Source organism: Mucilaginibacter rubeus (genome assembly GCF_014643835.1).
Classification (GTDB): domain Bacteria; phylum Bacteroidota; class Bacteroidia; order Sphingobacteriales; family Sphingobacteriaceae; genus Mucilaginibacter; species Mucilaginibacter rubeus.
In genome coordinates, this window is sequence record NZ_BMKD01000001.1 from 1,201,901 (window position 1) to 1,216,517 (window position 14,617).

The following is a 14,617-nucleotide window of genomic DNA, read 5'->3' on the forward strand; positions in this document are numbered from 1 at the left end:
GAAATATTGGCCGATAGAAGTTTTTATCTGCAAAAATCAGGTTCAAAATATTTGAATATTTTAACATTTAACTGGAATGGAGGCAATAGGCTAGTTATCCAGAGCAAGATGCTTTAAAACCTCATTAGTCTTGTCTGTAAAACAGGGACCTCCATTCTTCCGGTGATCAGGAAATAGGCGAAGCAGTTAACGATTCCTATTTGCTTAAAATGACCATTTTTATAAAACATCAACTTTCTGTTATGTCAGATCACAAAAAATACTTAACCATGCTCCGGATGCTGAAAGAGGGCTACCAGGAGAACAACAGCGAGCAGGAAATCTATCTTTTGGAGGAATTGCGCCGGACAGAGGATATTGATGAGTTCAAAGCCATTGCGGGCGTGATAGGTGCTACCGGCGGGCTATTTTGTATTCCGACCCTGATGGCTTTTTCGGTTGAACAAGGGTCTCCAAAGGTCATGCCTGCCATTTTTGCCATCACCGACATTTATAGCAGAGTAGAAAAAACGGAAGCTCCGGAAATACACTACCTGTTTACGCCGGCATGGTGGCAGCCAAGATGGAAAGGCAGCTTGCCAGCCTTTATCAGTTATGTATTTTGCATAACTGAAATGATAAGATCGGTACCCGAACACCAGGACGAAACTGTTGACACTATTGGCGGGAAACTAGCCAAAGAGTTTGCATTGAGTCTATTTCCCTGTGAGACGTTCCGCGAACTCAGGCTTAGTACCCCAGAAAGTAATTCAGAGTCTGGCATCAGGAAATTAGTATCAGAAGTTGACAGTGATATGCTTATGATGTCTATGTTTAATGAACAGGATATCCATAAAAGCAAAGAAGCGCTTTATGAAGAAAATATACTCAATATGCGGTGCGACTACCTGTTGACCAGGTTGAACTTCAAATTGGAATACCAATTGTTCCGTTATCTTCTGAAAACAGCAGAAGTTTTAAACGCCCCTGAACATCATTGAAATTCTGAATTGTATCTAGCCCTCTGATCACACCATTTCGAAACCCCATACAATAAAACGCAACGGCTGTATTCAGCTAAAGCAAAACTGGCGAATGCGGGTATTGTTTTAGCTGAAGTCAGGCAGCAAAGCACGCCGGAAGCCCGTTGCGGATAAAAGGAGCATTGGCTTCCGGCCGGATTTTTTCAGGCCGGTTCATACACAGAGATTGCACAATCCAACCCATCCAGCGCCTCTGCGATCATAGGCTTTACCTTATCCCACTCCAAACCACCGTTACCACAGCCTAATGCCGGCATTGCCAGGCTTGTTATTTGATTATCCTGTATAAAGGCCTGAAGTTTGATCAAACCCATTGCCACATATTCATATTCCGAAGGGTCGCGCCAATCCTTTTTGGTCGGGAAGTTAATAATCAACCTCTGGCCCATGAGCAGGGTGCTGTCAGGCACGACAAATAATTCGCCAACACGCACATTTCCTGTATGACATGCAGTACGATACCGCAGGTAATTATCAGGGAAGGCCTTTTTAAAGGCAAGGGCGATACCTTTACCCATAGCGCCCACCGTATTTACCGTATTGACCAGTGCAAACGCCTCATCAGTCAGCAGGTCTCCTTTTTTATAAGTTATCATTCTTGTCAGTCGTGTTTCTCTGTTTCGTGGTTATCCTGTTGCTGCTCCAACAGCAGTAATTTAATATAAGTATCTTCCCAGTAAGCCTGTTGCTGACGGTTATACTCCGCCTTATCCGAGCCTTTCAGCTGATAATGGCGGAAATCGTCAGCCTGTAAAATTGCCAATTGCAGGTCAATAATTTTAATCTTTTTGCCATATAAATCCATTATTTCCATCGCGCTGAGTATTAGGCCACTTTCAGGGGCTGCATCCGGTGATCTTTAAGGTTATAAAAGAATCCGCGGTCGAACACCATCCCTTCCCGGAACATCCTGTTTAAAATTTCCACACCGGGGTAAGCGAGTGAGGCATTAATGAATAAATCCTGCTCTTCCAATGCAGAAGCCGTCGAACAATTATGTCCCGCATCTTTTTCTTCTCCCGCTTTTAAAAGTTCAGGAAACTCATCTGTTACCATTCGCAACACGCTTCGGGTTTCATATTTTTCCGATTCAGGTTGTTTGATCTCCCCTATGGTCGACAGGATCACCTGCCCCGAATCGCGGCTGTTGCCGAAATCCAGCCAATATCTTGGCTTATTCCGGGAATAGGAAGCGTATTTGTGTACCATACCCAGAATAGTAGCAATTTCAAATCGCGCGTTTACCGAATCTACGGCGGTAATAGTGATGGCAGCCATTGCCATTTCAGGAAGCTCTTTGACCAGTAGATTGTCAAACTTTTCGGTCACAGCTTTCCAGTTCAGACCAAACGCCCGGTTGATCCTGTTGATCAGGACAACAGATTTGTGCAGCCCCACTTCTGTATCGTTAAATAGCATGCGCAACCTGTTGTTATGTTCAATGATGTCATCGTCAAACAACCGGACATGCAACCCCGGATGACCTAATTCATTCAGCATGAAGCTCAGCCTCATCAAGCCTGTTAATACGTGGCTTCCGGTTCCGCCCGCTCCGATCAGGTTAACCATAACCGGATTTAATGGCTGTAATAATTCGTGGTCAACAATATGTACCGGGATTTTTGGGGTAATGGTGATATTCTTTTTCATTATAGTATTTTTTGAAGTGTGAGGTCTGTTTTTACCAAATAATTTTCGGGGAACTTTTGTAACGTTCGCCCCTGTTCCTGCCAAAGCTGTACAATATTCACGGAGACTTTACTCCCGCCGTCGATGGTATGGCTGAAATAACTATTGAAAAAGTAACTTTCCCAAAGTGACATAAAATCTTCGAGGCAGGTATTTGGTTCGATGCTAATGCGGACAGAACCCATACAAACGCGTCCGTCCGGGTGCATACTGAAGTAAGGCGCATGGTAAAGCAAGCTTTGCACATGGGGCTTTCGGCAGCCTTTTACGGCAAAGATCTGCAGGCTTTCCCTCCCTGCTTTCCATATCATCGCAGGGATTTTGGCAGGAAGTGAGGGTATACCGAGCCTTTCAACAAAAAATAGTTGCCGTTCCATCGGCGGGGTATACCAAACGGCATAACCCTCGTTTTCAGAATTGATGGACAGTACATTTGGCGGGATGATGCCCCTGCATTTCAGGAAAGTATTTTTTGCATCCTGACCGCTCTTTAGAATATCAGCCAAAAGGATAGATTCTTTAGCAGACAGCGGGTGTGCATTAACAGGCCTCCCGTTTTTTGAAATGTCATAACTTTCTACATAAATTTCCTCATTTGTCCCGTAGTAGTTATTTACTTCAGTCTTGCTTTTAGCATAGATGAGCAACGCTTTAAAGGGCGTGTAGATATGGCTGATATTATTGGTGATGTTTGTCGTCATAATCGTAATCTGTTAAAAAATCTATCAATTCAGCGATAAGGGCAAAAAGCCTCGGTTCATAATCGAAATTATGTTGCTCCTGCTGCTGCGGGGTATCAAACCATTGCACCGTAATAGGTTCAATCTGTTCACCGCTTTCGTTCAGGTCATTATTGACCATATCAAAAAACACCTCCCGGAACATATCATTGGCACTCCAGTAAAAGGAAAGATATTGTTCAATGTGGATATTACCCGTTTCATCAAACTCATAATATCCATTGGGAACACTGTCATAAATGGAACGTGCGGGATAATCGACAACCATTTTTTCAATTTCCATCGCCAGATTGGCGAAACCTTTATCACAGCAGTAACTATTGAGATAGGCCATGAATACTTTATGGAAAGTATTGACGCGGAACGGCTTTTTAATGATGTCCAGAAACAGGTCTCCGAAATTCTTTATTCTTTCGAGTTCCTGCAATTGTTCATCCCGATACGCCTCTCCTTTTCCCTCATCGTCGTCGTTGATCCAATCCTCTATCATCGAATAGGTAGATTGCAGGTAACAATAATTTCTGTAATAATCAATCTTAATGACCTGATAGAAGTAGGCGCAAATGTTGCACAATAAATTAAAAAGAGGCTTTAATTCCGGTATGCCCATGATCCAGGCAATTGCATTGACCGGAATGTAATAAAGCGTATAACCCGTATCGAAGCGTTTTGTAGTAGCTAATGTTGCAGGGCGGAAACTGTCCTGCATGATCCGGCAGGTCACTCCCGTTTTCCGTTCAAGTTTTTCCGCGATCTGCTGATGACAAACCATCATGTTTTGCGGGAAAGATAAGCCGGAAACATCCGGCCTGTCCATCTCATATAAAGTGCAGATATTTTCTACCGACTGAAAAAAAGCTGTCTCCGCTTTGCGCCAGTCCCGGAGGCAAAAGCCGTTGAAAGGTAAAAAGCGGTATTTCAGAAAACCATATCGGTCAAATCTGTGGGGGCGCTTCTGCGCTGAAGGCTTTGCGCCTCCCCTGCTTCGGGGAGCGAGTCCAGTTTGTCCGTTAGTTTTTTGAATTGCTGATAAAGTTTCCATTGGCTGTTTTTGGGGTTAATGTTTACTTTTCGTTCGATGATGATTGTTTTCATGGCTTATCCTTTCGTTCCCATGGTGCTTTCAAAGCGGTACTGTATTTTATCGTTTTTGATCTCAGGCCCGGTAACGCGGGCGTTGGTGAGTATGGGATATGTGGGTGCGTAAAAGTTCAGCACCGCTTCCGGGCTAAAATTGTCGTTTGGGTCGGACAATTGAATTTCCTGCCCGTTTTCCTTATGTATAAAAATTCTTGGTAATAGCGTAGTACGTAACATATCGAATGAGTTGAGTTTAAAATAAAAGATTCTTTTTCTGTTCCCGCTTACGTTCCAGTTCCGCTTTTCGCCTGGTGATTTCCGCTTCCCGGTCGGGATAGTCCGCAACGTTTGGCAGGATTTCGAGCGCCTCGTCGTATTTGCAAAGGCTTTCGAGTTCGACGATCTTTCGGAGCAGGTCGGTATAGGCCTTTCGTTTTTCGGCGTTATCCGAATCCGCTTGCTCCGCCCCTCCCGATGTACCATCAGTTTTGGCTTTCGGTGACTTGCTTTTATTGTCCTGCACCATTTTCGATTGTTCTTTAGCCTTGGCAAGCCCTTTCAGGTAATCATCCATATTGTGCAGCAGTCCTGCGGTTTGCCTGACCGGGGCTTCGAGCATGCCGAAATAACCCTCGTCAAACTCCTGTGCCGTGCCATTTAACACAAAGGGCTTGATGAGTTTGGAAGCTGCATCCCCGGTTGCAGCAATAGTGAAATGAGTGGATACGGTAAACCCGCCCTTATCATCGGTCTGGACTACGATGTTCCAAATGCCGGGAACATTGATATCGGCGATATTTTGAAAAAAGTTAGTTTTCATGTTATGGAGTTTTAAATGTTATTGAGTTTTTCGAGATGATTGGCAGACTTACCATCGGCTGTAAACAGGAAATCATTGTTTAAGAAGCTTTCTTCGACCGCAGCGTCGCTGCACAGGTAATCGTATTGGTTTTCGATGCTGTTAAAAAGGTGATTGTTCAGCACTTCGCCGACGCTTCGCAGCCATTCTTCTAATTTTTGGAGTTCATCAAAGATATTGGGGTGCTCTTTACCATTTTCATCAATGACATAGATGCCGAGGTCAACGACGATACCGAACTGCTTTTTCCGGCAGATGATCTGCGGTTCGTCGGGCAACAGGCCTTTAGCAACAAGGTTCATCACCCGATGGTCGATAGCTGCGGGCATCAGGTTAAATTCCTGCTTTGGCGCATAAGTTTTCCATGACTGCTCTTTAATGGCAAGCTGCAAACGGGCTATATCAACTATAGCTGAAAAGCAGCTGCCGTCTCCCTGGCAATAAAAGCCACGGAAATTGATGGTTTCTTTTAGCACCCGGATACCCATGTACCCGCAGAGGTTCACAAAATCCTCGAGTTCGCTGTCCCACCATTCAAAGCCGAAGTTTAATTCGCGGTTGCTGATCAGCGCTTTTTGTTTAGCTTCCCTGTCAAGTTCAGGGAAGCTGTATAAATTAAATGTGATTGTTTTCATGATTCGTTATTTTCATCTACCGGAGGCACAGCGGGGATTGAAGTGATTTCGTCGTTTTTGATATTGATCTGAGCGGGGTTGGCAAAGATGGAATCGAAGATTTCTTTGATTTCCCCGTCAGTAAGGTTCCGGGCGTAAACGGTTTCCCGGTATACCCCGGTGATGTCAACGATACCGTCAGACTGGAGCGCCATAGCGACCGGCACGCCTCCAACCCCGGCATCCACCCATAGGCTTAGCCACAGGTCATTGGCGTATTGCATACCTATAATCAGCGTATCATGTCCGGTCAGTCCGCCGTCCTCCCAATGTTGGTTGATACGTTCATCTTTAAACCATACCCTTGCCACCCGGTTATATTTAAAGGCGACAGATTCCGCCATTTCCTTTGCGAACAACAAAGGGGACATCGCACCGTGGATGACACCTTTTCGTTGGCTAAGCAGGCTCTGAACTGAAAATTGAATTGGTTCGTTCATGGCTTCGGGATTAAAAAGGTAAATCATCATCGTCAGCACCCGATCCGGCAGCAGCTTTTGCTTTTTCCGCCTTGCCTGTTTCCTGTGTTGCTTTGGCAGCAACAGAAAACAGCTTGATGTTGTCGCAGGTGCAAACCAACCTGCCATTGGCCTCTCCCGTATTGGTCTTGTAGCCCTGCGCTTCAACCCATCCTGAAATTTCAACTACCGCACCTTTGGTGAGGTACTCGGCGATACCGGTATTACGCCAGTAGGCGCAGTTAACAAAAGCTGATTTTTCCTTTTTATCACCATCCTTATTAGTCCATCTCTGGTTAATGGCTACGGTGAAATTAATTACCTGTTTGTCACCTTTTACCGCTGTTACTTCTGCATTTGCGGTGATTCTTCCTGTGAATAGCATACTCTTAAATGTTTAAATGATGAATAATTATTTGTTTGCTCTTCCTTTGTCGCCCTGTCCTGGTGGATTATTTTTAAAAGAAAAAGGGAAAAAAGAAAGCAATAGGAAGTGCCGGAAGAAAGGGCAAAAGGAAACTGAATAATTGGAGGGGACCCTTTGGGGAGGCAACCGTTTATGCGGTAGTCTTTTGACGACCCCAACGACAGGTCCGGCAGGATATTAGCTGCGCTTTTTACCCGTTTCAGTTAAAATACATCCTAAATAAAAAATCCCCAACGAGTATATCGCCGGGGATTAAAATAGGATGATTAGAATAAACTTGTACGTCAGTTCATGTAGCAACTTGTTCTCTCTTGCTTTTTAATAGGTAGCCAAAGGACTATGATCGGCTCGCAAACGGGTAGAAAGTAAGTATCTAATCTAACTTGAGATTCTGGTTGGATTTATCAAAAATCAGCGGCAAATCAAAAGGTTGTTTAGCGAGCTTTTTATAAAATGTCTCAATAAATGGCCTGCCTTTATGGTCGAATCTGGAATAAAAATGAGGACAGGCAAACTTGTCGTCTCCTTTAAGAGTGTAACTAATGATGTCTTCGAATGCTACAATCTCAGTTACGGCTACTTTAACAGCTATTGAACCGGTAACGTTTTCTTTAGTCCAACTCTGGTTTTCCAACCAATAAATGGTATCGATACCAGTAATAAAACCTATTCCACTATGATAAATAGCATCAATTTCAACCCGAAACCATTGAGGTTCATCAAATGAGTTGTATACATGAACAGGATAATCCTTGTCATCTATGGAATGCAAGATCATACTTGATGCGCGGGTTCGATGATCTGCACTAAAATTAAGCCATAGTCCAAAATCTCGTTCAAGGCTCGTTTTCATCTTTATCCTGGATTTAACAAGCTCTTCATTTGTCATTTGTTTATGGATATAATTCGGATAATGTTTTTGCAGCGTCTTGTTAGTCAGCCCAAGCTTTTCCTGTATTGTCTCCCATCCCCAGCAAATGACCGTCGATGGTAAACCTTTTTCCTTTCTTAGTGCCTCGCAATGTTCATCAAAATCAGGATCCTCGGAAAGCGTTGTTACTATAAAGACAGTATCAAAAGAAATTTTTGGCTTCCCTGCGATCAATTTATCGATAGTATCTTCAATATCAGCCAGAAATTCCCTTTTAAGCTGGCTTTTACTTCTGTTCAGGTCTTTCAATTTACATTGTACAACAACTTTTGAATCATTTGAAAAGATGTCTATCCCTTTTTGCTGGTGGCCGTTCTTGCCAAATAATTTATAGGTCGGCTTTGTATAGATTTCATTAAACAGATCGCAAATCATTAGTTCGAAGTTTGCTGCATCTTTCAATGGCGGTAGTTGATATATTGGCATAAAAAGTTCTTAAAAGATTCTTGTCGTGTCCGGAAAATCATCCAGTGGCTTTAAAATCTGATGATGGCTTACTAAATTATTATAGCATAAACTTATCAATATTTACCAACCAATAATATTTTATTAAATAAAAAATTGAACGAAAACTCAGTATTAACATATATGTTTTCTTAGTTTTAGCTGAGAAGAAATAATTAGTTTAAATGGTCAATAAAAAAAGAGCCGGTGAAGTATCAGCTTTAAGCGGGTTCGGTTTCCAATACGAAATTTTTGCTACGCAGATTTATAATCACCTATTGAACGATGAATTAGAATGGATTGAATTTGCAAGCGAAAGAGCAGGTAAATTGGACGACGTCTTAATTGGTTTACCTGATAGAATTATAGCCTACCAGGTTAAAGAAATAGCTTCTTCGAAGTTTACATACAGCCAGTTCACCACTTCAGATACTGAAAGTATTTTCCAAGGAGTCTTTAGGGGGTGGAGAAAATTAAAATCGGCCTATTCTAATAAGGTTATCGACGCCCGTTTGATTACGACTCAACCGGCTTCAGAAAACGATGCTATACCCTTTTTTAATGGGTCACCCAAACCGTCGTTTCAAAAATTTAACAATAATTTCTGGACACCGATCCGGGAAGGGCGTTATGATTACCAAAACTTACCTGCAGTATGGGCTCCTGTGTTCGAACATCTCAAAAACTGCGTCGAAGCAAGTGCCCAAGAAGTTATTGACTTCATCCGCGACTTTACTTTTGTTTTTGATTATCAGCTTAACCAGGTGCTGCTGGACCACTATACACTAGCTAAAAGAAATGGTCACATTGAAAGCATTGTTAAAAACATTTTCCGAATCGTGTCAAAACAAGGCAATGTTGTTCTAAATAAGTCCCAATTCTTGTTGGAATTTGGCCTAAAAAATCAATTTGAAACCCATTTTCAACACGCTTTTTTTGTAGATGAAAAACACTATCAGCCTATAAGCGATACGATCGAATTACTTGAAAACCTGATCAACACGAAAGCGAAAGGCTATATAGCTCTTTTAGGAAACGCGGGCTCCGGAAAGTCAACGCTATTGACTAAGTGGCTCAGTGAAGGAAGTTATCGGGTTTTGAAATATTATGTTTACACCAACCTGGATATGGGTTATGACTTTGGTTACAGAGGTGAAGCGAAGTATTTCCTGCATGATATTATTACGCAAATCCGGGAAAAGAAATTTGCATTTCAGGATAGGCTACCAGAAAAGGACTTATTGGATCTTCAACAACACTTCCGGACTGAAATGGGGAACCTGGCTAAAAGAGAAGGTAAAGTATTTATCCTCGTGGATGGCCTCGACCATATAGACCGGGAACAAAAAGTTGATAAAAGTTTATTGGAAATTCTACCACATCCTGACGCTATTCCTGACAATATTTATTTCGTTTTAGGATCCAGGACAATTCACCAGTTGAATGATCTTCACTTTGATATCAAGCAGGATCTAGAAAACTCAAACAGTATTGTATCCATTAGCCCATTGAATAAAGTCCAATTACAGCAACTGATAGAAAGTTATCGGCTACCTTTAACGGAACGACTATTTGAAGAATTACTCAGCAATACACAAGGTCATCCCTTATTTGTACGCTATACCCTCGAGGAATTAATTCTTGCTGACGAATCAAAATACCAGCAAATTATCGACTCAAGGCATTTCAGCGGAGACATTTACACGGAGTACCAAAAGTTTTGGGATAAATACAAAGATGAGGATGAGTTTATTCATATTTTGGGAATAATTGCCCGGTTCAGATTCCCATATTTTGATACTGGGTTATTGGCTCATTTCAACATCAGTCGAAGAAATGCGCAAAAGGTGAATAATGTTGCAGAATTCTATTTTTATAAATCTGAAAATATCTGGCAATTTTTCCACAATAGCTTCAAGGAATTCCTGACACAGGAATCTGCCAAGGACCTGTTTAGTTCCAAATTCCGACCGGAATCAGACAAAGAGTTTCACCTGGAGATCGCGAATGCGATTAAAGACGTGGAAAGCGATTATAGATTTAACGCTCTGTTTCATTTTTTTAAATCAGGTCGGCACTCCATGATCACGGAAATGATTTCGCAGCAATACTTTCGCGAACAATGGTTCGCTTTTAGAAATGATGAAATTATTTTTGAGGATATTAAGCTCGCAGCGGAATCAGCGTATTTAGAAAAGGATCAGCGAGGAGTAACGACCTGTTTTTTTGCTGTATTTGAATTAAAACAGCGCGTCGGCAATTTTCAGTTAGATCAATTCTACGAGCTGTTTATGATGGTTGGGTGGCTTGACGTGGCAAGTTCATTTGTTTTCGACAGGGCCCGTTTACTCGCCGACCGAAAGACTGCTTTACATTTTGCCCGGTTATTATTTTCCCAGGGACATGAGGCATTGGCACATGACCTTTTTAACAGGGCCACTCCCATTCATTTATTAAGTATTGGCAAAAAGGTGAGTGCCCGGCGTATCAATTACACAGATTATTCAGAAGTTAACGAAACTGAGCTGGTAACGGCATGGGCCACTACCGCCAGCCTATTCATGACTATCCCTAATATCGTGGAAAAGGTAAGAGGAATAATCATCGAACCTGAGGGTTATGATGAGCCAGAGGAAGAATTCTTGCCGAGGGTAATCATTGATCTGGTTTATTTTTATCTTGATCTCAAGAATTTTGAAAAGTTAACTGAATTGCAACCAATAGTAAAGCGGGAATTAAATGAATTAGATCAATTCGAATTTTATTATAAGATATTGGAAATCGCAAAAAAAAATGACAAGCTATACCGGGAAGCTGTCGTTTTTTTCGATCAATGGCAACTATCGGATGATCATGATACCAATCTCAGGTATGCTTTGGTATACACCCTGTTCGAACAGGATATGGATCGATCTAGGGCAGCATTCGCAGCTTTACGAACTCCGTTTAAGTTAAAAGAAGAACAGTCTCGTTCGGGTGGCTTTTCACTCGCATCTTACATATTTAACTATGTAAGACTAGCATACATCATTAATAAAGACTTCTCAATTACTCTGCAGTCAATAGTACCGCTTGATGATAAACCTTCCATAAATCGCTTTAATATGGCATTTGCTGAACTTGGAAGATCTTACGCCTGGATCTATTATGGGTACAAGGATGCTTCTGCTGGATTTTTTTCAGGCTTTGATAAATTACTTGGAGCGTTTCATTATAGCCATGTCGACCCGGAATACGATTATGACATATTTTCAGCTAAGCCATATCTTATAAAATTGATTTTGAGGGTCGCGGCTTTCTTATCTGATACCATGGTCGAAAGTATACTTCTGAAATTAACTATTGAATGGAACACCAATAAGCGATACTGGTCAAATGGTAGCATCCAGAAAATAATCGAAGTGGTCATTAAAGAGGGCTGGTCTAAATCCTGGTGCGCAGAAAGTCTCAACATGCTTGATGATCAAATCTACAATAGCGGTTATTTAAATAAGCGCCTGGAAGAAGGCGCAAAACAGGGAGAACTTTGGGCGATGGCCGGGGATAACACCAAAGCTGAAATCACGATTAACAAATTGATGTCGCTTTCATTGGACCTTCGTGGCGAAGATGATTCACAACTGGAATATATCGTTAACTGGATCAGTAAATTTGAAGCATATTCCCCCGCCGAACTGCAATATTATGTTGATCGGCTGGATTCGGTTTCTGATAAAGTCAATTCACGTACACATACACCCGCGATTACCTTATTGGAGTTATCTTTGAACCAGGGAAACGGCTTTAGCGTATTAGAACAATTTGCATTCAACGGCTTTGAAGACCTGCTTGACGGCATTGAATCAATTTCCCTATACTTATCCAACTCATTACCCAGAGCGAAAAACATTGCTTTAAAACTATTTACCAGATTTGTAATGGCACTCGATGATAATCATGGGGCCAGAAGAAACTTTATTTATAGTTTTTTTAAATCGAATCCCGATTTACAACAAATTAAGGAATTAGTCATTGATACGGAAATTTATGCGGTATACGAATACCGGGAAGACTATCTTTTTGAAATTCAGGAGCGGGTAAACCAAGCTGGACTATTACCTGCCTCAGTAGGAATTGTAAAGAAGATTGAGAAAAAAAGGGAGAATAGCAGCTACGCAAACTCCATACGACTTAAAACCGGTGAAGTATTGACAGAAGAGGCGATCCAACCGACGATTTACTCAATATCCGATATAGAACAGCTTCAGCAAAACGAGGCAGAATACAGTCATTTTGACTATACCAATCTCCTGATAAAAATCATTCCAGGAGCATCGGCCAGCATTTTAGAGAGGTATATATCCGAAAAAGAATTAGAGCCAAGAAATGCTATCGAAATCGCAAGCGCACTAAGGAATAGCGGCCATCCCATTCTTGCCAGAAAAATACTTTTGAACTCTTTTAAAAAATCACGCTACAGCGGGTGGGGATCCATTTTTGACGTAAATCAAAAATACAAATTATACAAGGCATTAGAAACGGTTGAAAGCATAAACGCAGTACAGGACCTGGCATTTAAAGACTTCTCATCGAATATCACTTTTACTAATTTACGGGAGATGGAATTGGTGTTGAAAGACCTTGATAAGACCTTCGAACTCTTCTTTGACCAGGTTGATAAAGACCAGATTTACCATCAGGTAGTACAATTCAGAGACGAGTTGCTGAAAAATCATTTCACTGAAAGAAGGGTGGAAATTCAGGGAGCCGGCAATGACGCTGATCTTTTAATTGATCTCGTTTACTTCCTTATCACTTTTCCTGCAACACTTTATGAGACGATTTTCTCGCTCCTGATCGAAGAATCCGAGCGTCTTCATCCCGAAATAGATACTATTATTGAAAGATTATTCGCTGATGGTTACACGCTTAAATATGTGATGTTACTGTCAAGCCTGTCAAGAAAAGATCTTTCAATTATAGAAAAGCAAAAGGACAATTTGCTTGCGCTTGTACAAACCAATCGATTTGACGTATTCATATTGGCTGTGAACCTTTTAAATAAGGCGCAAATTGATTGGGACAGACAACCCTTAACGAGGGAAACACCTTTAGGTTATAAGCTTCAGCTTCATCGTGAGATGGGCATTGTTGATGGCAATAAACAACCGGTAGACAATATCGACGAAAATGGTTTATTAAAGGCTACTCAAGACCCGTTGATGCATTCCAGGATATTCTCGGGAGAAATCATTTCCCTGGCACGGGCGACTGGTTTTACACCCTATAATATTGCTTACCGGATAAAATCATTGGATGGTAAATTGCAGTTTCCCCAATGGTGCACCAATTGCAGCGAGGAGGAAATAGTTAATAAACTAAATAGGATGAACCTACACATTCCTTACAAGCGTCCGCAAATTCAAGGCGTTATCGACGGCTTTGCTAAAGTCTTGATGGAGTTGTATGATTTAAATCTTATCGATACCAATTTGGCATGCGAATTATTACCTTATTTCGACGAGTGCTGCTATTTTGTTAAAAGCGTGAGACGGCCATCATTTGTAGGGACGATAATAACTAAACACGGTTCTGCGCCATCAACAGACAGAAAGTGGCCAAAGGAATTAACTAAAGAATATCTTAGAAATGCAAGTCCACTAAGCTGGGGTAAAAGGATCATCCTTGCTGAAAAAACTGTTTTAGGAGGCATGGCCCACGGCACTGCTGTTGAAACACGCCAGGCTTTTGTAGATGTATTAGACTGGGATCAAAACGAAGCATACTGGATATTTCCCGACAAGCAACAATCATCGTTCGAATACTATCCTCATCTCGAAGGAAAAGGCATCTGCATTTACAATGATGTAAAGACTACAAATTCGAAAGACCAATGGATTGCTGTGAACCCACATCTAGCCCACGATATGGGGCTTACCTACAATCCTTCCATAGGATGTTTTCGATGGGATGATAAAAATGGGAATATGGTCATTGAATCGTTATATTGGATGGAGGGAGATTCATTAAATAAGAACTCTCACCATCATTCCGAAACCGGCCAGGGATGGGTTGTTTTAATTACGGAAGAGGGCTACAGCGAAATGTCAAAAATACTGAACGGACGCAAACTTTTTCATCATAGAAAAATAAACCGTGAACTTAGATTTAATCAACGACAATACGGAACCCACATTGATGAAAAAGGTGAATATTATTATTGGGATGAGGTGGAAAGTCTATCTCCCGGAAACGTTTGACAGCAAGGATCGTCACAAATCAAAATTGAAGGCTATCTGGAACTTAATAAGTGT

Annotated in this window: 13 protein-coding genes; 2 read left to right on the plus strand and 11 right to left on the minus strand. The window is 41.6% G+C overall.

The window, feature by feature from the left end:
• The first annotated feature begins 242 nt into the window (after positions 1-242).
• The gene (locus tag IEX80_RS04915) at positions 243-980 is read left to right on the plus strand and encodes a hypothetical protein (RefSeq protein ID WP_188832129.1); all 738 of its coding nucleotides are present in this window, start codon (positions 243-245) and stop codon (positions 978-980) included.
• Between the two features lie 185 nt (positions 981-1,165).
• On the opposite strand, the gene IEX80_RS04920 is transcribed toward IEX80_RS04915, so the two are convergent.
• From IEX80_RS04920 to IEX80_RS04970, 11 genes are all read right to left on the minus strand, one after another.
• A complete protein-coding gene (locus IEX80_RS04920) occupies positions 1,166-1,618 on the minus strand; it encodes a macro domain-containing protein (RefSeq protein WP_188832130.1) in 453 nt (150 codons plus the stop codon).
• A gap of 5 nt (positions 1,619-1,623) precedes the next feature.
• A complete protein-coding gene (locus IEX80_RS04925; protein ID WP_188832131.1) occupies positions 1,624-1,836 on the minus strand; it encodes a hypothetical protein in 213 nt (70 codons plus the stop codon).
• 11 nt (positions 1,837-1,847) lie between these two features.
• On the minus strand, positions 1,848-2,672 hold the full coding sequence (locus IEX80_RS04930; protein ID WP_188832132.1) for a PRTRC system ThiF family protein: 825 nt from the start codon (positions 2,670-2,672) through the stop codon (positions 1,848-1,850).
• On the minus strand, positions 2,672-3,412 hold the full coding sequence (locus IEX80_RS04935; RefSeq protein WP_188832133.1) for a PRTRC system protein B: 741 nt from the start codon (positions 3,410-3,412) through the stop codon (positions 2,672-2,674). Before IEX80_RS04935 ends, IEX80_RS04930 begins: the two co-directional genes overlap by 1 nt.
• The gene (locus tag IEX80_RS04940; protein WP_188832134.1) at positions 3,390-4,493 is read right to left on the minus strand and encodes a hypothetical protein; all 1,104 of its coding nucleotides are present in this window, start codon (positions 4,491-4,493) and stop codon (positions 3,390-3,392) included. The genes IEX80_RS04935 and IEX80_RS04940 overlap by 23 nt, the downstream gene beginning before the upstream one ends.
• A gap of 56 nt (positions 4,494-4,549) precedes the next feature.
• Positions 4,550-4,768: a PRTRC system protein C gene (locus IEX80_RS04945; RefSeq protein WP_119408981.1), complete on the minus strand. Its 219-nt coding sequence runs from the start codon at positions 4,766-4,768 to the stop codon at positions 4,550-4,552.
• Between the two features lie 16 nt (positions 4,769-4,784).
• Positions 4,785-5,351: a PRTRC system protein E gene (locus IEX80_RS04950; protein WP_188832135.1), complete on the minus strand. Its 567-nt coding sequence runs from the start codon at positions 5,349-5,351 to the stop codon at positions 4,785-4,787.
• A gap of 11 nt (positions 5,352-5,362) precedes the next feature.
• Positions 5,363-6,025 carry a DUF8835 domain-containing pootine gene (locus IEX80_RS04955; RefSeq protein ID WP_188832136.1) on the minus strand — a complete coding sequence of 221 codons (663 nt, stop codon included), beginning with the start codon at positions 6,023-6,025 and terminating at the stop codon, positions 5,363-5,365.
• Positions 6,022-6,408 (minus strand): hypothetical protein, encoded by a 387-nt coding sequence (locus IEX80_RS04960; RefSeq protein WP_188832137.1) that lies wholly within the window; start codon positions 6,406-6,408, stop codon positions 6,022-6,024. The genes IEX80_RS04955 and IEX80_RS04960 overlap by 4 nt, the downstream gene beginning before the upstream one ends.
• 106 nt (positions 6,409-6,514) lie before the next feature.
• A complete protein-coding gene (locus tag IEX80_RS04965; RefSeq protein WP_188832138.1) occupies positions 6,515-6,907 on the minus strand; it encodes a single-stranded DNA-binding protein in 393 nt (130 codons plus the stop codon).
• A 415-nt stretch (positions 6,908-7,322) separates the two neighbouring features.
• On the minus strand, positions 7,323-8,282 hold the full coding sequence (locus IEX80_RS04970; protein ID WP_188832139.1) for a hypothetical protein: 960 nt from the start codon (positions 8,280-8,282) through the stop codon (positions 7,323-7,325).
• Between the two features lie 227 nt (positions 8,283-8,509).
• Between IEX80_RS04970 and IEX80_RS04975 the strand changes: the two genes are divergently transcribed.
• Positions 8,510-14,563 carry an NACHT domain-containing protein gene (locus IEX80_RS04975; protein WP_188832140.1) on the plus strand — a complete coding sequence of 2,018 codons (6,054 nt, stop codon included), beginning with the start codon at positions 8,510-8,512 and terminating at the stop codon, positions 14,561-14,563.
• Positions 14,564-14,617 lie beyond the last annotated feature (54 nt).